At 44.2% G+C, this 19756-nt stretch carries 15 protein-coding genes; 3 read left to right on the top strand and 12 right to left on the bottom strand.

Features of this window, described 5'->3' with window-relative positions; genetic code table 11:
• Positions 1–34: 34 nt before the first annotated feature.
• Positions 35–679 carry a glutathione S-transferase gene (locus JMX89_RS04055; RefSeq protein ID WP_227673003.1) on the bottom strand — a complete coding sequence of 215 codons (645 nt, stop codon included), beginning with the start codon at positions 677–679 and terminating at the stop codon, positions 35–37.
• Positions 680–1008: 329 nt separating this feature from the next.
• Between JMX89_RS04055 and JMX89_RS04050 the strand changes: the two genes are divergently transcribed.
• Positions 1009–2862 carry an autotransporter domain-containing protein gene (locus JMX89_RS04050; protein ID WP_201550912.1) on the top strand — a complete coding sequence of 618 codons (1854 nt, stop codon included), beginning with the start codon at positions 1009–1011 and terminating at the stop codon, positions 2860–2862.
• A 147-nt stretch (positions 2863–3009) separates the two neighbouring features.
• On the opposite strand, the gene JMX89_RS04045 is transcribed toward JMX89_RS04050, so the two are convergent.
• The 8 genes from JMX89_RS04045 to JMX89_RS04010 form a co-directional block, all read right to left on the bottom strand.
• The gene (locus tag JMX89_RS04045) at positions 3010–3642 is read right to left on the bottom strand and encodes a hypothetical protein (RefSeq protein WP_201531526.1); all 633 of its coding nucleotides are present in this window, start codon (positions 3640–3642) and stop codon (positions 3010–3012) included.
• 401 nt (positions 3643–4043) lie between these two features.
• Positions 4044–6089: a choline BCCT transporter BetT gene (betT, locus tag JMX89_RS04040; RefSeq protein WP_201550910.1), complete on the bottom strand. Its 2046-nt coding sequence runs from the start codon at positions 6087–6089 to the stop codon at positions 4044–4046.
• 283 nt (positions 6090–6372) lie between these two features.
• On the bottom strand, positions 6373–8073 hold the full coding sequence (gene betA, locus JMX89_RS04035) for a choline dehydrogenase (protein ID WP_201531524.1): 1701 nt from the start codon (positions 8071–8073) through the stop codon (positions 6373–6375).
• A gap of 117 nt (positions 8074–8190) precedes the next feature.
• The gene (betB, locus tag JMX89_RS04030; protein WP_201531522.1) at positions 8191–9705 is read right to left on the bottom strand and encodes a betaine-aldehyde dehydrogenase; all 1515 of its coding nucleotides are present in this window, start codon (positions 9703–9705) and stop codon (positions 8191–8193) included.
• A 175-nt stretch (positions 9706–9880) separates the two neighbouring features.
• Positions 9881–10453 (bottom strand): TetR/AcrR family transcriptional regulator, encoded by a 573-nt coding sequence (locus JMX89_RS04025; protein WP_201531520.1) that lies wholly within the window; start codon positions 10451–10453, stop codon positions 9881–9883.
• A 20-nt stretch (positions 10454–10473) separates the two neighbouring features.
• On the bottom strand, positions 10474–10818 hold the full coding sequence (locus JMX89_RS04020; RefSeq protein ID WP_201531518.1) for a DMT family transporter: 345 nt from the start codon (positions 10816–10818) through the stop codon (positions 10474–10476).
• 333 nt (positions 10819–11151) lie between these two features.
• Complete coding sequence (locus JMX89_RS04015; protein WP_227673002.1) at positions 11152–12258, bottom strand: flavin monoamine oxidase family protein; 1107 nt, start codon at positions 12256–12258, stop codon at positions 11152–11154.
• A 28-nt stretch (positions 12259–12286) separates the two neighbouring features.
• On the bottom strand, positions 12287–12964 hold the full coding sequence (locus JMX89_RS04010) for a cupin domain-containing protein (RefSeq protein WP_133105370.1): 678 nt from the start codon (positions 12962–12964) through the stop codon (positions 12287–12289).
• 249 nt (positions 12965–13213) lie between these two features.
• Between JMX89_RS04010 and JMX89_RS04005 the strand changes: the two genes are divergently transcribed.
• Positions 13214–14413: a sugar transporter gene (locus JMX89_RS04005; protein WP_133105369.1), complete on the top strand. Its 1200-nt coding sequence runs from the start codon at positions 13214–13216 to the stop codon at positions 14411–14413.
• Between the two features lie 102 nt (positions 14414–14515).
• Here JMX89_RS04005 and arfB read toward each other — a convergent pair whose 3' ends face one another.
• The gene (arfB, locus tag JMX89_RS04000; protein ID WP_189581200.1) at positions 14516–14929 is read right to left on the bottom strand and encodes an alternative ribosome rescue aminoacyl-tRNA hydrolase ArfB; all 414 of its coding nucleotides are present in this window, start codon (positions 14927–14929) and stop codon (positions 14516–14518) included.
• A gap of 379 nt (positions 14930–15308) precedes the next feature.
• Between arfB and uvrA the strand changes: the two genes are divergently transcribed.
• Positions 15309–17870 carry an excinuclease ABC subunit UvrA gene (gene uvrA, locus JMX89_RS03995; RefSeq protein WP_201550908.1) on the top strand — a complete coding sequence of 854 codons (2562 nt, stop codon included), beginning with the start codon at positions 15309–15311 and terminating at the stop codon, positions 17868–17870.
• Positions 17871–17901: 31 nt separating this feature from the next.
• On the opposite strand, the gene JMX89_RS03990 is transcribed toward uvrA, so the two are convergent.
• Together JMX89_RS03990 and JMX89_RS03985 are read right to left on the bottom strand one after the other, a co-directional pair.
• Positions 17902–18735 (bottom strand): HpcH/HpaI aldolase/citrate lyase family protein, encoded by an 834-nt coding sequence (locus tag JMX89_RS03990; protein ID WP_201550906.1) that lies wholly within the window; start codon positions 18733–18735, stop codon positions 17902–17904.
• Positions 18736–18878: 143 nt separating this feature from the next.
• Positions 18879–19640, bottom strand: coding sequence for an SDR family oxidoreductase (locus tag JMX89_RS03985; RefSeq protein ID WP_201550904.1), 762 nt, complete (start codon positions 19638–19640; stop codon positions 18879–18881).
• Positions 19641–19756 lie beyond the last annotated feature (116 nt).

The following is a 19756-nucleotide window of genomic DNA, read 5'->3' as shown; positions in this document are numbered from 1 at the left end:
GTATTAACACTTATTAAATATTTTGGAGGAAGTCTCAGCAAAAAATTACTGCTTCATCCCCATCCTGCCACGGCTGAAATTTGGTCATCGTTTGCAAAAAAAACGGATGCTGCAGCCAATCTTGTAACCATCGCTGTAGATTTGGATAAGGGAGGCTATAAAAAACATCGCGATCGACATGAGCGAATTGACGGACAAAAGGCATAATACCAATATCGGCAATCGTTACAGTTTTCCCTAGCAAATAAGGATTTTTAGTCAGCAACTCCTCTAACACTTGTAAAAATATTTCACCCTTCTGTTGATACTCTGTCTGGGTCATGTCTATATGACGATCGGCATATTTATAGCGATCGAGCCAATATTTAAATTCGTTGTCGTTTTTATCAATCAAAGCATTTGCCTGCTGCAAAACCTCTGCATCCAAAAGCCCTTGCGGATCTTGCTGCTCAAGCGCCCATATCATTATCTCTGTACTCTCTTCAATCACCGTCCTATCTACAAGTTGTAAAACAGGTACCGTACCTTTTGGGCTAATGGCTAGCATCTGACACGGCTTATTTTTCAGTGTTATTTCGCGCAGCTCTACCTGTAGCTCAGCAAATAGTATGCCGAGACGGGCGCGCATGGCATAAGGGCAGCGACGAAAAGAATACAGGCAATGATAAGAGGAAGTCATAGGTAGGGTTCGTAGTTGAATTGAGATTAATAAGTTTAAACGCGGAGGTTGATTATTACTAGGGCGTGTCATCATTTTAAAAATACTAGGGACGATACCTTCATTTACACATCATAACAATGCAAGTAATTGCATTGTTATGATGGTCTGGATAATTTAGAAGATAGAGCACTAGGTTAGAACGATATTTACAGCACCATGGTTAAAATTTTTATACTTGTTAACTTATCCAACTTATATTGGGATTTACGATAAATTCGATTGCTAGGATTTTCTAAAGCAGTTACACTTTCTTAATAAACCGCTACATTCACGACAAGGAAGTCGATATGCCTCGTAATACCTCTCACGCTATTGTTAACCCTACCACCCTTAAAATATTGACCAAAAGTATGCTTGCCATCTCGCTATCAATGGCAGGTCTAGCGCATGCTGAGCTTTATAGCAGCGTGACATTTTTTGGTGATAGCTTGACTGATGGCGGCTATTTTAGCCCGGTTGTTCCGGGTGGTGCTCAATTCACTACTAACCCTGATAATACTTGGGCAACCTCATTTTCTGAGCAACTTGGCACAACATCTGTTGCTAATACCGTCGGTGGTGCTCAAACTGGTAATAACTATGCTATCGGTAGTGCTAGAGCCCGTAAAGACGTTACATTATTCGGTATTCCAGTAGCGTCTGTCAAAAATCAAGTAAATGGTTATCTTGATAATGAAAAAGTTGATCCAAATGGCATGTATGTGGTGTGGGCAGGCGCAAACGATTTGCGTGATGGATTTGAAGACCCTACTAATATATTCAGCATTGTTTCATCTGCCGCTAGTAGCCAAGTAGAAGCAATAAAAGCGCTAAAAGATAATAGGGCGAATTATATTTTAGTACCTAATATTCCTGATATTGCTTTAACTCCTGATGCTCCTAAGGGTTTAGCAGAACGAGCACAAATAACTGCCATTACTAACATATATAATCAAACTATGTATAGTGGCGCAGTAGCTACAGGCGCAAATATCATACCGCTGGACACTTTTAGTTTATTACAACAAGTTGCTGCCAATCCTAAAGCTTATGGTTTTACTAATATAACTGAAGCAGTCTGTAAGACAGAAAGTTCAATAACATGTGGAATAAACGACTTAAAAACCCCAAGTGCCAATGAAAGCTATTTCTTTGCTGATGGTATCCATCCGTCGGGACGTGCGCATCAAATGATTGCCGATTATGCCAATGCCGTCGTAACCGCACCTAGTCTTATTGGCGTGTTGCCGCACATTGCGACGACAGCAGGGCTAGCAACTAGCGAGCGCTTGCAATCTCACATCAATCAAATCCAAAGTAGTGAACAAAAACCTGCCCGTAAGTTATGGGCAACCGGTGATTTTGAAAATCAAGATATTGCAGGGTTTGAAGGCGATAGTAATACCCAAGTATTATTAGGTGTAGATTTTGCTCATCCTAACTCAGCACATGCGGTAACAGGCTTGTATGGCAATATCACTCAAAAGGATTTTGAAAATTCCGGGGTTCGCACTGGCTTAAGCAATATCGACTTAGAAGAAGTGGGCTTTGGTGTCTATCATAGCAATACCTTAGATAAGCTTGGCGGCGTGCAAATCAATGGTGCGGTTGGCTTTGGTAATCTAGACGTTGATGTCACTCGTGCGGTTACACTTGGCGGCAATAAACAAGAATTTAACTCTAATGCTGATGGTAAACGTTACTATGCTAACTTGCAGGCAGGATATCCGATGCAGTTCAGCAGCCTTGCTATCATGCCATATATCGGTGCAACGGCTAGCCGTGTGAGATTGGACGCGCTAAAAGAGCAAGAAATGTCTGGTATCGCCATGCAGTTCGATGAGCAAAAATATACTACTACTTATGGCAAACTTGGCGTGAAAGCCAACCATAATCTAGGCGATTCACTTAATGTATTCGGGGATGTTCATTATCAAAAGCAGTTGAGTGACAATCGTGAAGCGGCTTCTGCGCGTCTTAACACCATAGCAAATATCAGCTTTGATACGCCAATGGTGCAGACCGACGATGATAATTTTGGTATGACACTTGGCGTATCTAAAAGCTTTGGTCAATTAAATGCCAATGCTGGTGTTACGCACTCGCAAGGTGATGATGACAAATCAACGAGTTTGTTTGTCGGTCTTAGCAGCACTTACTAAACGGTTTGAATCAAGCTTAGTTGCTGATAGTTTATATATTGAAGCTCAAAAAAACCGCCAAACGCTAAAAAGTGCTTGGCGGTTTTCTATTGAGATGGATTTTAAATAGGCTTTTTAAGATTTTTTCTTACGTCGTTATGAGTACTATCATGATTTAACTGGCAGCCCATATTCCACTTTGCTAATAACCTCACCATGCTGCTCAATCGTTAGCCAGTAGCCTTTAATCACGCCGCCATATGGCAAGTTGCCATTGTAGTTTTTGTAATGCTCATCAATACACTTTTGTACGATGACCTCACGTTCTGTCTCAGTCATTCGAGCAATATTTTCAGGCAAGTGAGTATGAGCCAATTGAGCCGCGCCGCCACGGGACATCCAATTTGCGCCGGCAGTAAACTCAAAATCAACATCTGCTCTTAACCGATATTTAGGCAAAGGATACGCATAATGCGCCAAATCATACTTGATTTGAGCGATGTCTTCTTCAAACGTCTCATCCTGCATATCAAGTACTGAAACCAGCTTTTCTAAGAATTTCTCAGGAGTAAAATAAGCATCGATATAACTGCCATCCAAGCCCAATTTTTCGCTAGACAGTACATGACGCAGGCGATCACAGGCAGGAATAGTATGCTTAAGCGGATAGCCCATGGCTTTGGTAATATCTTGGGGACGGCGCTCACACGTATCGATTTGAGTAATGATACGGCGCGCCAAAGAATGCTGCGGTCTATAATAGCGGGTATATTTGGAATGAGTAGCAGGAAGATTAAACAAGTGAGACTCCTATAACTCCGACAATAAAAGTATAATAATAAGCCAAATTCGGCAAATCAAATAAGGCATGGATGACTTTGTCGGAGAAAAGGCTCATGCGCTTTACCAGAGTTATTTTATATCGTGCTGGAAGTTGCAAGGCTTGTAGCGCTGTCATTGATTGATTCACAATGGCAAGTGAAAGCTACGAAACCATTAAACCCACGATAGGTCTGAATGACCATTTTTAATAATGATAGCACATCAGATAATGGTAATACTGTTAATCTTCATTATAAAACGTAGCAGTATATATCCTATTCCTTTTATAGCAAATAGACTATAACGCTGACATTTAAAAAACCCTATAAGCTGCATTCAACTTATAGGGTCAGTGTAAAGTCGAGTATATTACTTAGCTATTAACGCTCTAAATGTAGATACTGCAAATGGCGCTCGTACTGATTTAAGATATCGACCAATACTTGCTCTTTGGAGTAACCAACTAAGTCATACTCTTGCGAGCCTTCACTTAAGAACACTTCCGCACGATAATAGTACTCTGCATTCTTAGTTGATGTGCTCAATGTAAAGTTAGGACGCTCCGCTTTGATCAAATTAACTTCATAAATAAAGTCGTCTTCATCACCATGTCCAACCCGTAATTTCAGACCATCTATTTGACCGCTACTCTCATCCATACCTTCATCTATATCTTGTCCGATATGTTCAGGGTTACGGATATCCAAAGAGGTTTTTAAACCGCCTGCCGCAAATTCTTTTTCAACTTCCGTCATGGCAGGTCTGACCACATTTTGTAAAAACTGTTCCACTTGTGCATGTTTAGGGAAACTGACAATACGTTGCAAGCGTGCTTTCCAGCTTTTACCACTATCAAGCACATTAGCCGTACCAATCGTACTGGCTTTACGCTTATTACCTTCCTCTTTGAGCGACTTCCACATCGACATCATATAGAGTACAAGGATGAGTGAGAATGGCAAACCTGCAATGACAGATACTGACTGTAATGAGGCAAAACCACCAGCAAACAATAAGCCTAGGGTAATAAGACCGGTCGCTGCTGCCCAAAATAAGCGTAACCAAACAGGTGCATCCGTATCATTGGTCATGCCGCGTGAGCTCAAGTTTGCTAATACTAACGCGCCTGAGTCAGCTGAAGTCACAAAGAATACTAACCCAATCACAACACCTGCAAATGATAGCACTTCGCTGTAAGGAAAATACTCAAACAAGGCAAACATGCCCATTGCCGCATCATTGACTGCGATTTCACCAAGTTCAGTGGCACCATTGGCAACCAAATCTATCGCTGAGTTACCAAAGATAGAGAACCAAGCAAAGATGAATCCAAGTGGGATAAACATCACACCAAATACGAACTCACGCAGGGTACGACCACGGCTAATACGCGCAATAAATAGGCCTACAAACGGTGCCCAAGCGACCCACCATGCCCAGAAAAATATCGTCCAACCTGATTTCCAATCAGCGCCTGCTTGACCATCATAAGCATAAACATCAAAGGTTTTGAAAACGATGGTTTGGAAGTACTGTCCAATATTTTGTGTAAAGGTATTCAGCAAATAAACCGTGTTACCCATCACCAATATGGCAATCAGTAGCAATATCGACGATAGCATGTTGAATTCGGATAAACGGCGGACACCTCTTTCCACACCAGTCATCGCAGAGATCGCCGCGGCAGCGACAACACCTATGATGATAAAGGTTTGAACCATTTTGCTGGATTCAATCCCAAACACATGAGTCAAACCAGCATTGGCTTGCAATACACCAATACCCAAACTGGTCGCGATACCCATCAAGGTACAAACCACACCAAAGGTATCAATACCATCACCAAGCCAGCCTTTAATTAAGCGCTCGCCAAAGATAGGCGTCAGTGGTGAACGTAACGCGAGTGGCATGTTTTTACGATAAGCAAAGTACGCCAATGCCATCCCGATTAAGGCATAAATGCCCCAGCCATGTAGACCCCAATGTAAAAAGGTCTGCGCAAGTGCTTCACGCATAGCCGCCTCACTGGCAGGCTCGAGCCCCGTATGCGGCGTCAGATAATGCATCAACGGCTCAGACGCACCAAAGAACAATAGGTCAATACCAATACCCGCGGAGAACAGCATCGCTGCCCACGCTAAAAAGGGAAATTGTGCTTTTTCGTGATCTTGACCAAGCTTGATATCGCCATACTTAGAAAAGCCAACAAACAAGGCGAATATACTATACGCGGCAACCACCAGCATGTAATACCAGCCAAAGCTCTCTGATACCCATGCCATACTTGAACTTAATAATGCCTCACTATAATCTGGAAACGCAATCGTCCAGATTATCAATAAAATAGAAATAATAGCTGAGCCTAAAAAAACCGTCTTATTTAGAGTCAGGGGTTTCGTCGCATCCTTTGATGGCGAGCTGTACATAAAAGACCTCAATAGGTAAATTAAACAGGGTCTGATATTGCTTTGTCCGTCATAATCTTATGACCGATAACCGCATGACATACAAATACCTGCATGACGCACAAAGCAGTACCAATAAATGAAATTTGCTAAATCAACAATGTGAAAAAATAGCAAAGCAAACGATAAACAGAGGCAGCCATAACGGCACTCATCTTCTTAAACGTTAGCGCTGATAAAAAAGACCTTTACTGTAAAAGGCCTTCTTATTAAAACTGTCTTATATGATTGATGATTCAACCGCTTATACCGTAGAACTATAACTCCGCATCGGCTCCGCTCTGAGTGGTGCACCATTAGCGACATAATAATCTACCGTCGAGCGTGGCAGCTGCACACCGCGCATTTTATCGACGATTTTTTCTGCTAACATAATAGTCGTCGCGTTGAGATTGCCACTGATGATATTTGGCATAATCGATGCATCAACGACACGCAGTCCATCGACACCATGTACCAGCCCTTCACCGTTGACGACCGAATCATTGTCTTCGCCCATCGCACAGGTACAAGATGGATGATAAGCCGTCTCGCTGTGATTACGGACGTACTCGTCCAACTGGGCGTCCGTCACTAAATCATCCGTTGGTGCAATCGAGCGACCACGATAAGGGTCAAGCGCTGGCTGATGCATAATCTCACGAGTGATGCGCATGGCAGCACGGAACTCTTGCCAATCTTGATCATGAGACATATAGTTAAACAAGATACTTGGATGCGCACTTGGGTCTTTTGAGGTCAGCTTGACACGACCGCGACTTGGCGAGCGTAATGAGCCCACGTGTGCTTGGAAACTATGTGATTTAACCGCACTACGACCATCGTAGCGTACTGCTAATGGCAAGAAATGGTACTGAATATTAGGATGGGTAAATTTCTCATCGGTACGAATAAATCCGCCACCTTCGAACTGGTTTGATGCGCCCAGCCCAGTACCATTGAATAACCACTCAGCACCGATGGCGGGCTTGTTCCACCATTTATTGGCAGGTGCAATCGACACTGGCAGCTTACATTCATACTGCATATACAGCTCTAAATGATCTTGCAGGTTATTACCGACGCCTGGCAAATCTATAATCTCATTAACACCTAGATCTTTTAACCATTGACCAGGGCCAATACCAGAGCGCTGCAATAATTGCGGTGAAGCAATTGCACCAGAGGAAACAATCACTTCACGCGAGGCATGAAAGTTCTTAGTTCGACCTTGATGCTCGACTTTGACACCGATGGCACGCTTACCATCAAATAAGATTACATCAGTCAGTGCACCCGTCAAAATCGTAATATTGCTGCGCGGCTTAGCACGGTCCAAATAGCCACGGGACGTTGAAGCACGGCGACCATTAGGCGTCACGAAGCGATCCATTGGCCCAAAGCCTTCTTGCTGATAGCCATTTAAATCGTCAGTACTTGGATAGCCAGCTTGCACACCTGCTTCAATCATCGCTTGAAACAATGGATTGACGCCAGGTTTTGAAGTAGTCATCTCAACAGGACCACCCACACCATGATAGTCATTCTCGCCCGCATCGCGGTTTTCTAACTTTCTAAAATACGGCAGGCAGTCCAAATACGTCCAATCTTCTAAGCCTTTAATCTTAGACCAATCATCAAAATCTAGTGCATTGCCACGGATATAACACATACCGTTAATCAATGATGAGCCGCCAAGTCCTTTACCGCGACCGCAGTCCATCACACGGTTGTTCATATTCGGTTCAGGATCGGTTTTATAACCCCAGTTGTAGGTCGTTCCTTGCAACGGCATGGCGAGCGCTGCTGGCATCTGCGTACGAAAATCTAAGCGGTGGTCTGGACGACCCGCTTCTAGTAGCAGCACCTTAATGTTGGCATCTTCGGTCAAACGGGTGGCCAGCACATTGCCTGCTGATCCTGCACCAACGATAATGTAGTCATACTCAGGTGTGGTTGATGTCATAAAACGCTCCATAATATTGAAAAATAAATCATTTACTATCAGTAAAGTCGAACAAAGAACAAATTAGCTCTACTACTGAACCACTTTACTGATTAAGAATTTTCTCAATACAAATGATTAAAATACAGACTCAAACGCGCCCAATTCTACTTGGATAGATTTGGTCTGCGTATAGTGTTCAAGGGCTTCAATGCCGTTTTCGCGGCCAATACCCGAATGCTTATAACCACCAACTGGCATCTGCGCTGCGGACTCACCCCATGTATTTAACCAGCAGATACCCGCTTCAATTTGAGCGATAACTCGATGTGCTCGGGTCAAGTCAGCAGTCACGACACCAGCTGCCAATCCATATTCGGTATCATTGGCACGGCGAATAACTTCTTCTTCTGTCTCATAAGTCAATATCGACATCACTGGGCCAAATATTTCCTCACGTACGATAGTCATCTCATCGGTGCAATCAGTGAATACCGTCGGTGCGACGAATGCGCCATTTGCCAATTCGCCTGTCGTCACACGGTCACCACCTGTTAGCAAGCGTGCGCCACTGGCTTTACCTTGCTCGATATAACCAAGTACTCTTTCCATATGAGGAAAGCTTACTAACGGGCCCATGTTGATGTTTTCATCCATTGGATCGCCGAGCTTAATACGCTCAACACGCGTTAAGATAGCCTGCTCGAACTTAGCTTGCATGGCTTTAGGAATGAACACGCGCGTACCATTGGTACATACCTGACCACTGCTATAGAAGTTCGCCATCATCGCGATGTCCGCAGCTGTATCGATGTCCGCATCATCAAAGATAATTAGTGGTGACTTACCACCCAGCTCTAATGTCACATCTTTAAGAGACGATGATGCCGCACTCGACATGACTTTTTTACCCGTCGGTACACCACCGGTAAACGATACTTTGGCGATATCAGGATGCTGAGTTAATGCCTCACCTACTTTATAATTGCCTTGCACGACGTTAAATACACCATCTGGCAATCCTGCTTCTGTCAAAATTTCTGCCAGTTTCAACGCAGTCAACGGTGTCACTTCTGATGGCTTAAAGATCATCGCATTACCAGCGGCTAGTGCCGGTGCTGCTTTCCACATCGCGATTTGAATCGGATAGTTCCATGCACCAATACCAGCAACCACGCCAAGTGGCTCGCGGCGAGTATAGACAAAGCTGGTATCACGTAACGGAATCTGACGACCTTCAATCATCGGTGCCAGACCCGCATAATATTCAACGACATCCGCACCAGTGACGATATCGACATACTTAGTTTCAGAGTAAGCTTTACCTGTGTCTTTCGTTTCGAGTAATGCCAGTACATCGTTGCGGTCACGCAATATCTCAACGGCCTTTGATAGGATTCGACCACGCTCAACCGCAGTCATCGCCGCCCACACTTTTTGACCTTTTTGTGCCGCTTTAACAGCCTCATCAATTTGCTCATTGGTCGTTTGCTGAATCGTCGCCAGCACTTCACCCGTCGCTGGATTGATATCTTCAAAAGTCGTCAGCGTTTCATCTACCGCCAAATAACGACCGTTAATATAGGCAGTTTGTATTTGTTCTAAATCAATGATGTCTGTTAAGTTATTTAGCACTGTTTTTGAATCTGTCATGTGTTCTTTCTCCTTACAACGACTGGCAAAAGCTTTATAAAAAAGTTAATACCAAATAATCTCGTCATGGGTTAAGTATTTAAAATAAATTTATATCGTCTATTTCTATAAGCTGTTCGTTCAATGCTTCTATAATAAAAAACGCTTCTTCGATAAATCAGTTGAGAGCGGCGCTTTATTCTTGCGCAGCTTGCGTCATATTTATCAAGCGCTTATGGATGGATGTTTTATCTGAGATATTAATCCCTGAAAAATCAGAGAGCCAAATACCATCAGCGACCAAACGCACCATACATAGTGTTTCGGTATTATCAGTTGCTTCATGTTTCTTTAATTGTGCATTTGCCCACTCTGCCCATAAGTCACGTAGCTCACTATCACCTAGCATCAATGCATATAATGTCGCTTGGCTATTGAACTCATGCTGCCCTTTTTCGCCCAAGCTAATCGTGGCATTGATATAAGCACGGGTAAAAGAGCCAAAACGCACAGGGTCTTTTGCCATAGCCGCGTCAACTTCCACCTCAAACTTTTTCATGGCGTCATGAAATACTTCCATGACCAAGGCGTTTTTGGTGGTGAAATGATGCATCACGCCGCCTTTGGTTACTCCGACTGCATCAGCAACCGCTTGGAAGGTCACCTTGGCCAAACCTTGCTCTAAAGTAATGCGTGCTGCTTGGTCAAGTAATGCCCGACGTACTACTTCTGGTTGTTTTTTGCGCTTATGCGCGTTTTCAGCTTCCATTTTTATCTCCAGATACACGATTAATGCCCGACAGAATTAGATAGTAAATTCATCACAACGACACCGCCCACAATCATCGCAATACCAACTACCGCTGCTGTATCCAGTGTTTGCTTAAAAAACACCAAGCCTACCAATGAGGTCAATACAATCCCAAGTCCAGCCCACAACGCATAAGCGATACCAAGCGGTATGGTCTTGATAGTCTGTGTCAATAAGTAAAACGAGATGGCGTAGAGCATACCCATAATCACTGTCGGCACCAAACGCGTAAACTGCTCTGACTTAGCTAAAAAGGTGGTGCCAATGACTTCACAAATGATAGCAATGGCAAGGTAACCGTAAGCAATAGTGGTAGGACTCATAATTAGGATACCTGTCTCAAATTGAGCACATATTAATAATGTATATACATTAAAGAAACCACACGGTCGGTATTTTATAGAAATAATCTAGCAATGTGAAGGGTTAATATGTATTTTGTTTATTTTAGATGAGATAAGGCTAGATGGAATTATAGGGGCAAGGCGGAATGATAAGGCGGAATGATAATGTGGCTTTACTTGACGCACCGCACTTTGCATTAAGCTCGAACCTTTCCTTACTATAAAGAGCGAAACGACCGTATAGAAAGGAAAGAGCTGATCCAAAAACGACTGTTTAGAGGCGGTTCTTTATATTGGTATAAGCAGGATTAATTAAGTCAAGATTGACTCAGGAAGGTTTAGCGTCCCTATGCTAGCGGCATCAATCGCCCCAGCAAGGTAACCTGGGAATTGTGTTGACCATTCGCTGCCAATACCCGTCAGACAATTTTCCCATACGCCAGATGTTGCTTTAGACACAGGTGCTGACGCATGTTGACCATTGCCACTCGCGTCAGTAGCAGTCGCTGTAAACGGTTCTTGCGCCCAGTCTTTGAGATATTCTCTTTTAGGATTCTCTGCCTCTACACCAAACAGTCTTACCAACTGTGCACGGCAATGGATTTTTAATTGGGCTTCAGAAATATTTTGACGTATTTCTGCAGGTACACCTATAAAACCAAACAGCGCACCACTACCGTCTGTCACCGAAGCATCATGAATCTCAACCATAGGACCTTGGGCGCTTCTCGCCGCTCCAGAAAGACCCTGTTTTTGCCAAAAAGGCGTGTCATAAACCGCCACATATTTGGCGTGTGGCGCCATCCAAGTGGCTGTCTGCTGCCACTGCACAGCTAGATTGGAAGGTAAAGCAGGTTGAAACGTAATGCTTTCTTGTACCAAACGTGGCGGTAGCGCTAACAGCACATGTTGTGCCTGCCAAGTCATTACTTGCTCAGATATATCTTTACTAGTAAGTTCAATATATTGACCAGCATGATTAAGTTGATATACGATTTGGCCAGTCAAAATACGTGAGGCATCAAGATGAAGATACAGAGCCTCTATCAATGCTGCCATACCGCCTTTAAGTCGCATGGATGGTGGCTCGCTTTTATAGCCGTGGGTACGAATAGCAGGCATATCAGGCGTGCGCTCGACCATCATATCGCCGTCTTCAAACTGCGTTACGGTCTCTAATTGCAGTTCTGCAATAAGATGCGCCAACTGCTGCTGATAGTCTGGCCAAAACCAAGAAGGCCCCAAATCAAAGCTATCTATATTTTTATTATCTCTCGAAAATTTCGCAGTAACGATACGACCACCTAGCGTCGGACGCGCCTCTAACAGCACATAATCGATGCCTTTTTTCTCCAATAAATAAGCCGCATACACGCCGCTTAGACCGCCGCCAATAATCGCTACCGATGCTTTTTTCATGTTATTTTTCTCAACAGTACTTATAAACTCAGTGAACATCGATTCCGATGATTTGTGATAAATGTCCAGTTTTTAGATAAACCGTGGCGCCATTCTCTCCTGCTGTTACTTGCGATATCGCATCGACAGGCAGACGTATCCAACCACCGCGCTGATAACTCTGTCCCGCTTCTATCAAAGTACCCTCTAGCACCAATAGCTCAGCACCTCCTACGATGGTATCTGCAAACAATGCCTCACCTGCATTGATACGTTGCAAGCTCACCTGCTCCTTTGCATCCGAGTATAACTGGCAAACCTCACGGCCGCCTTGTTCTTGCCAGTTGTCAGCATCGTTGGTATCGATAGCGACATGACGGGTCTCGTCGACTGTCATCTGCCAAAGTTTGACAAAAATAACAGCCCCCTCATGACTATAAGGCTGATGCCCTGAAGTCGGTGGATTGCGTAGATACCAACCAGCAGGATAATCACTATTATCCGCAGAAAAAGTGCCTGACAATACCAGAATCTCTTCGCCACCTGGGTGCAGATGATGCGGAAAATTTGACTCAGGGGCATAGCGTACGATACTGGTAGCACGTGCTTTTTCGGCGCCAACTCGGTCAAGCATCACGCGCTCGACGCCGTTTTGTGGTGATTGGACCCACTGATAGTGTTCAGGTGCTAAGGCAGCACGGCATGAAAATTCTGCATTGATGAGCATAATATAACTTCTAAATAAGTATGATATTGTTTGGAATTATCCTCTGATTTATCCATTTTGACAAACCAGATAAACCTATTGTCGAAGTCAGTATTTATCATTAAAAGGCTAAGCATTAATGACATTAGCAAAAAACCCCTTTAACTAAAGCCATTGACTTGCTATCTTGCTTAGCTTTTCTATGAACATCTCACTTCCTGCCCCGTTTTTACGCTAATTTTTTAGCATTCTTTCTGACCGTTGGATCATATGAAACATAACCTTGAGGTGAGCTCAGAAGCTCGCCGCACTCAGTATTTCCAAGTATTTTTGATGGGGGTTAGCGCCTTTATCATGAATACCACCGAATTTGTCCCTGTTGCCCTATTAAGCGACATCGCCCAAGATTTCTCTATAACCACGGCAGAAACGGGCTGGATGTTGACCCTGTATGCGTGGATTGTCGCGGCCATGTCATTGCCATTGATGCTGCTGACCAGTCGCTTTGAGCGCAAGCGTTTGCTGTTGGCGTTATTTGCGGTATTTATTGCCAGTCATGTGTTGTCAGTATTTGCTTGGAGCTTTGAAGTGCTGCTCATCAGCCGAGTTGGCATTGCGCTCACGCATGCGATATTTTGGTCCATCACCGCAGCGATTGCGATACGTGTGGCACCAGAGGGCAAAAAGGCGCTGGCGCTTAGTGTGCTTGCGACTGGTACGTCATTAGCGATGGTCTTGGGTGTGCCTTTAGGACGCGTGGTCGGTCAATGGTTTGGCTGGCGCGCGACTTTTGGTGGTATTGGCGGGCTTGCCCTTATCGTATTTATTCTGCAAATGAGACTGTTGCCCACGCTGCCTAGTATGTTTGAAGGGTCTTTTAGAAAGATTCCAGAGTTGCTCAAAAACCCTTTATTGGTCAGCCTATATGTACTTATTTTGCTTGTCTTTACCGCACACTATACCGCCTACTCTTATATCGAACCTTTTATGCGGCAGGTTGGGGCAATCAGTGAAAACGCTGCGACTATTGTGCTGCTATTGTTCGGTGTCGCAGGGATTGCGGGTAGTGTAATTTTCAGTCGTTGGGGTGATAAATTCAATACCAGATTAATGCTGATATCGACGATACTGATACTATTGTCTATGCTCATGCTGTTATTTGCGGTAACCTCAATATGGGCGCTCAGCTTGATTGCCCTACTCTGGGGCGCGGCGCTCATGCTGCTTATCATCTCCATGCAAGCCAAGGTCATCATGGTCGATGTCAATGCACAAGACATGCTGATGTCGATGTTTTCAGGGATTATCAATTTAGGCATTGGGACGGGTGCACTGTTCGGAGGCTATGCAGTAACGCATATTTCACTATCGAGCGTGGGCTATGTAGGGGCGGCTATCGCGGTTATGGCATTGCTACTGATGCTATTTATGATAAAGCGCTTTCCTGAGTTAAGCAGAAGACTGGGCTAATTGGGCTATGCTTAAATGCTAACTAAGCACAAAAAAATGCCAGCCACTTAAATGGGCTGGCATTTTGGTTAATTGTGAAAATCCACCTTAAAATCAGTCTATCTAAAAATCCACCTTACCGCGTAATACTTTTGTTTTACCGCGCTGAGTTTTTTGATCGACACGTTTACGCTTAGCATTTCTGCTCGGTTTGGTCGGCCTGCGTGTTTTATTGACGTAAGTAGCTTTGTTGATAAAGCTTTGTAAGCGTTCAAACGCATCAATTTTATTGCGTTCTTGGGTACGAAATTGCTGCGCCTTAATAATGAGCACGCCTTCTTTGGTAATTCGGCTGTCTTTACTATCAAGTAGTCGCTGCTTATTTACATCACTCAAGCTTGAGGCATGGATATCAAAACGCAAATGAATCGCAGAAGATACTTTATTGACATTTTGTCCGCCTGCGCCTTGCGCACGTATCGCGCTAATCTCTACGTCACTGTCATTTAGACTAATGGTATTGCTGATAAAAATCATAGGATGCTTTTATAAATAATTGATAGTTATGATTAATGATAAACCATTATCAGCTACCTCGCCACTTGCCAGCTCACCCACTTCAAAAATCCGTATGTCTTAAAAGCAGTTTTTCAAGACTTACAAGCTGCAATTCAGAGATGAAACCTTATAAATGTTATTGTTTGGCATTGCTATGTCTGTCATCTGTCTGTAAAGCGTAAACCTATCTAAGGATTCGATATTGACATGCTAGGATGGTTTTAGATTGCCAAGATGTTGCTTGAGCCAAGACGTTGTTTAATTAGCTAATTATTTAGCAAGCAGTTTCTTAGCCAAAACTTTACCCGTCTTCTTCACAATAAAGCTAAAAATACGATTTGATAGGAATAACTGTTTTATGACCACTAAAAATAAAAAAGTAAAACCCACTGCAAAAGTTGATGACAATGCCACTAAAAATATCGCTTGCGACCCAGCTCACAGCATCCAAGTCAGAGGCGCAAGAGTTCACAATCTAAAAAACGTCGATGTTGATTTGCCGCGTAATGCCCTTGTGGTATTCACGGGTATATCAGGCTCAGGCAAATCTTCGTTAGCATTTGGTACTCTTTTTGCTGAGTCACAACATCGCTATCTTGACTCAGTATCGCCTTATGCCAGACGCTTAATCGATCAAGTGGATCAGCCTGACGTCGATTCGATAGAAGGCTTACCGCCCGCCGTTGCCCTGCAACAACAACGAGGTACGCCATCTGTACGCTCATCGGTCGGTAGCGTGACGACGATTTCAAATGGTTTACGCATGCTCTACTCACGAGCGGGCGAATACCCCGCTGGTCAAGGCATACTCTACGCCGACGCGTTCTCTCCAAATACGCCAGATGGCGCTTGCCCTACTTGCTCCGGTATTGGCCGCGTGTTTGAGGTGACAGAAGAATTACTAGTTCCTGACAATACCAAAACCATTCGCGAACGCGCCATTGCTGCTTGGCCGCCTGCATGGCAAGGGCAAAACCTAAGCCGCATCCTGACTTCACTGGGTTACGATATTGATAAGCCGTGGAATACCCTGCCCCAAAAAACCCGCGATTGGATTCTCTTTACCGATGACACACCAGCAGTCCCTGTCTATCCAGAGTACAACATTGAACAAGTACGCGAGGCGATTAAAAAAGGCGAAAAGCCCAATTATAAAGGGACGTTTACCAGTGCAAAGAATTTCGTCTTGCACTCTTTTGCTAGCACTCAAAGTCCGCGTACCAAAAAGCGCGTTTCCCAGTTTATGCAAATTTCTGAATGTCCAGAATGCCATGGCAAAAAACTCAAAAAAGAATCGCTATCGGTGAAGTTCGCGGGTCTTGATATTGGTGAACTGTCTCAATTAACCCTGACTGAAATGGCACTCAAACTTCAGGATGCTGCCAAGACCAAACCAACTGACAACATGCCAAACCGAGAAAAGGCCATCGTTGCTCAACGTATTGCCAGTGACATTCTGTCTCGAGTTGAGGCTCTGACCACACTAGGCTTAGGGTATCTGTCACTTGAACGTACTACACCTACTTTGTCTCCGGGTGAGCTACAACGCCTAAGACTTGCTACCCAAATTCGCTCTAAACTGTTTGGTGTGGTCTATGTGCTTGACGAGCCGTCTGCTGGATTACATCCTGCCGATACTCAAGCACTATTGGGCGCATTGGATGAGCTGACAGCGGCTGGTAACTCGTTATTTATTGTTGAGCATGATGTCAGCGTGATTCGGCACGCCGATTGGATTGTCGATGTGGGGCCAAAGGCTGGAACCCATGGCGGCGAAGTTATTTACAGTGGCCCTGTAGCAGGCTTGCGGGACGTTGCGCAATCACGCACAGGACAGTATCTTTTTGAGACTGACGAGGCGGTTGAGCATACCCCAAGAAAAGCAAAAGCCTCGCTACAGCTGGTCAATATCGAACGCAACAACTTGCAAGGGCTAGATGTTGCGTTTCCATTGGGAGTGATGACAACGGTGACGGGCGTATCAGGTTCGGGCAAATCAAGCCTAGTCAGTCAAGCGCTGGTCGATCTCATTTATAGTGAATTAGGGCAGAAGACAATCATCGAAGCACCGACTGGCGAAGCTGATTTACTAGAGCAAGAGCTAGAAACTCAGACCAGTGGTAAGATTGCTGATGGTATGGAACATGTGAGTCGACTGGTGACCGTCGATCAAAAAGCCATCGGTCGTACGCCGCGCTCAAACCTTGCCACTTATACCGGCCTGTTCGATCATGTGCGCAAATTATTTGCCGCAACGCCAGCAGCAAAGGCACGACGTTACGATGCCGGTCGCTTCTCGTTTAACGTTAAAAAAGGCCGCTGCCCAAATTGCGAAGGTGTTGGTTTTGTCAGTGTTGAGCTACTATTTCTGCCGAGTGTTTACTCGCCATGCCAAGTGTGTCATGGGCAACGCTACAATGATGAAACCCTTGAGATCACTTATCGAGACAAAAACATCGCTGAAATCCTCGATCTCACCGTCGAATCTGCTTATGAATTCTTTGTAGAAGAAGCACCTATCCTACGAGCATTAGACGCGTTGCTAAAAGTCGGGCTTGGCTATCTCAGGCTTGGTCAACCCGCGACCGAGCTTTCGGGCGGCGAAGCACAGCGCATTAAGCTTGCCACCGAACTGCAACGAACACAACGAGGAGACACGCTTTATATCCTTGATGAACCAACAACTGGCCTGCATCCTTCAGACGTGTCGCTATTGATGGCGCAATTGAACGGACTCGTTGACGCTGGTAACACTGTGATTATGGTCGAACACGACATGCAAGTCGCTAGTAACAGTGATTGGATTATCGATATTGGGCCGGGCGCTGGTGATGAGGGCGGTCTTATTGTGGCAGAAGGCACACCAGCAGAAGTCGCAAAATCAAAAGCCAGTCGTACCGCGCCTTTTTTGCTGTTTTAGTCTGTTAGAGCGCATTCTATTAAAAAACATCTTATGAACTCAGCAACTGACGGCAGCGCTCAATTACGGGCGCGTCGACCATCTTGCCATCTATTTTAAATATCGCCTGCCCGCTCCGCTCGTATTCTTCTATCACACGTCTTGCAAACTCAATATCGGCGTCAGTCGGTTGCAGAGATTGCTTAACAGTTGCTACTTGCTTTGGATGGATACAAAGCATTCCGGATATGCCCATTTGTGACCATAATTGCACTCGCTGCCCAAGCCCCTTACCATCGTTAAAATCAGTATAAACTGTATCAATAGGCGCTAATAATTGATGTACTTTTGATGTGAGTAAAAGCTGATAACGAATTTGATTGGCAATAACATCTGCTGCCGCTGTACCTACGTGCACCTGTAAATCATTGCATAAATCTAAAAACCCATAGCTAAATGCAAGCAGTCCAGCAGATTTTGCCATACTATCGATTTGATATAAACCAAGCGCTGTCTCTATTAATGCAATGACGGGCAAATCCGTAAGTTGATGCACACTTTCAATATCTGATGCTTGCTCAGCTTTGGCTAGTAACACGCCAGCGAGATTGGGCATTTTCTGACATAACACCACGTCTTTGAAAAACTCCTCGCTACCTGCTTTATTGATGCGTACCCAAATCGGCTGATAAGCCTGACTATTATAATAAACTTGTAAATCTTTGCGAGCTTGCACTTTGTCCGTTGTAGCAACCGCATCTTCTAAATCCACAATCACTGCATCTGTCCCACTGGCAAAGGCTTTTTCCACTCTATCTATGCGAGTGGCTGGAACGAATAACCATGTTTTGATATTGGAAAATTTTTTAACAATAGATGCTTGCATGCTTTATTCCTTCCTTAAATACTATTATTTCAAACAATGTTACTTAAAATATTAGTACTTACTATAACCAAATAAAAAACCGTATGCCATTTATCAGCATACGGTTTTAGAAATGGCTCTACTTTTAGAGGGCGAACGGCTAACTAAGCCAACATCCCGCCATCAACGACTATCGTTGCGCCCGTGGTATAACTTGAGGCGTCAGACACTAGGTACAATACCGTGCCAGCCATCTCGTCAGGATTAGCCACGCGTCCTAATGGAATCGCATGGAGCGCCATTTTTAAGACTTTATCATTGGTGGTCAATGCTGAGGCAAACTTAGTATCGGTCAGACCAGGCAGCAGCGCATTAACACGAATGTTTAATGGGCCACATTCTTTGGCAAAAGATTTGGTCATGCTAATGACAGCAGCTTTAGTGATTGAATAAATGCCTTGCTTGTCACCCGCGACCAAGCCATTGACCGAGGCGGTATTTAAAATCACTCCGCCGCCCTGCTCTTTCATCATTTTGCCAGCAGCTGTCGACATAAAGAAATAACCACGAATATTGACTTCAACGGTCTTATCGAACGCTGCTAAATCGGTATCTAAGATATGCCCGTAGTAAGGGTTGGTAGCGGCATTATTGACTAAAATATCAATTTGACCAAACTCACTTTTGATGTGCTCAAAAATTGCGTCAATCTGCGCCATCTCGCCCACGTGACAAGCAAAGGCGCTAGCTTTATGTCCATCAGCGACGATGCTATCTGCCACTGCTTGGCAAGCATCAATCTTGCGGCTAGAGACAATGACGTGCGCGCCTCTAGAAGCTAATAAGCGTGCAATAGATTCGCCAATACCACGACTAGCACCTGTGACCAAAGCAATCTTACCCGTTAAATCAAATAAATCTTTCATTATTATTCCTTATATCTTTAAATATATTATTTATACATTTTAAATGTGTAGCAGAGCTGGAAGAAATTTTTGCAGCCTCTGGAGTGCAACGCACACAGCAAGCAAGAAAATTTTTA

It is taken from the genome of Psychrobacter sp. DD43 (assembly GCF_904846555.1).
In the GTDB taxonomy this organism is placed as follows: Bacteria; Pseudomonadota; Gammaproteobacteria; order Pseudomonadales; family Moraxellaceae; genus Psychrobacter; species Psychrobacter cryohalolentis.
The sequence above is the reverse complement of the archived record's forward strand: the minus strand, read 5'-3'. Positions and strand labels throughout refer to the sequence as shown.

Bases quoted from the DNA above. Each gene is read 5' to 3' on its own strand.
- JMX89_RS04010 (WP_133105370.1), bottom strand. From the start codon at position 12,964: ATGCTCATCAATGCAGAATTTTCATGCCGTGCTGCCTTAGCACCTGAA.
- JMX89_RS04025 (WP_201531520.1), bottom strand. From the start codon at position 10,453: ATGGAAGCTGAAAACGCGCATAAGCGCAAAAAACAACCAGAAGTAGTA.
- arfB (WP_189581200.1), bottom strand. From the start codon at position 14,929: ATGATTTTTATCAGCAATACCATTAGTCTAAATGACAGTGACGTAGAG.
- uvrA (WP_201550908.1), top strand. From the start codon at position 15,309: ATGACCACTAAAAATAAAAAAGTAAAACCCACTGCAAAAGTTGATGAC.
- betT (WP_201550910.1), bottom strand. From the start codon at position 6,089: ATGTACAGCTCGCCATCAAAGGATGCGACGAAACCCCTGACTCTAAAT.
- JMX89_RS04050 (WP_201550912.1), top strand. From the start codon at position 1,009: ATGCCTCGTAATACCTCTCACGCTATTGTTAACCCTACCACCCTTAAA.
- JMX89_RS03985 (WP_201550904.1), bottom strand. From the start codon at position 19,640: ATGAAAGATTTATTTGATTTAACGGGTAAGATTGCTTTGGTCACAGGT.
- betA (WP_201531524.1), bottom strand. From the start codon at position 8,073: ATGACATCAACCACACCTGAGTATGACTACATTATCGTTGGTGCAGGA.
- JMX89_RS04015 (WP_227673002.1), bottom strand. From the start codon at position 12,258: ATGAAAAAAGCATCGGTAGCGATTATTGGCGGCGGTCTAAGCGGCGTG.
- betB (WP_201531522.1), bottom strand. From the start codon at position 9,705: ATGACAGATTCAAAAACAGTGCTAAATAACTTAACAGACATCATTGAT.
- JMX89_RS03990 (WP_201550906.1), bottom strand. From the start codon at position 18,735: ATGCAAGCATCTATTGTTAAAAAATTTTCCAATATCAAAACATGGTTA.
- JMX89_RS04005 (WP_133105369.1), top strand. From the start codon at position 13,214: ATGAAACATAACCTTGAGGTGAGCTCAGAAGCTCGCCGCACTCAGTAT.
- JMX89_RS04055 (WP_227673003.1), bottom strand. From the start codon at position 679: ATGACTTCCTCTTATCATTGCCTGTATTCTTTTCGTCGCTGCCCTTAT.
- JMX89_RS04020 (WP_201531518.1), bottom strand. From the start codon at position 10,818: ATGAGTCCTACCACTATTGCTTACGGTTACCTTGCCATTGCTATCATT.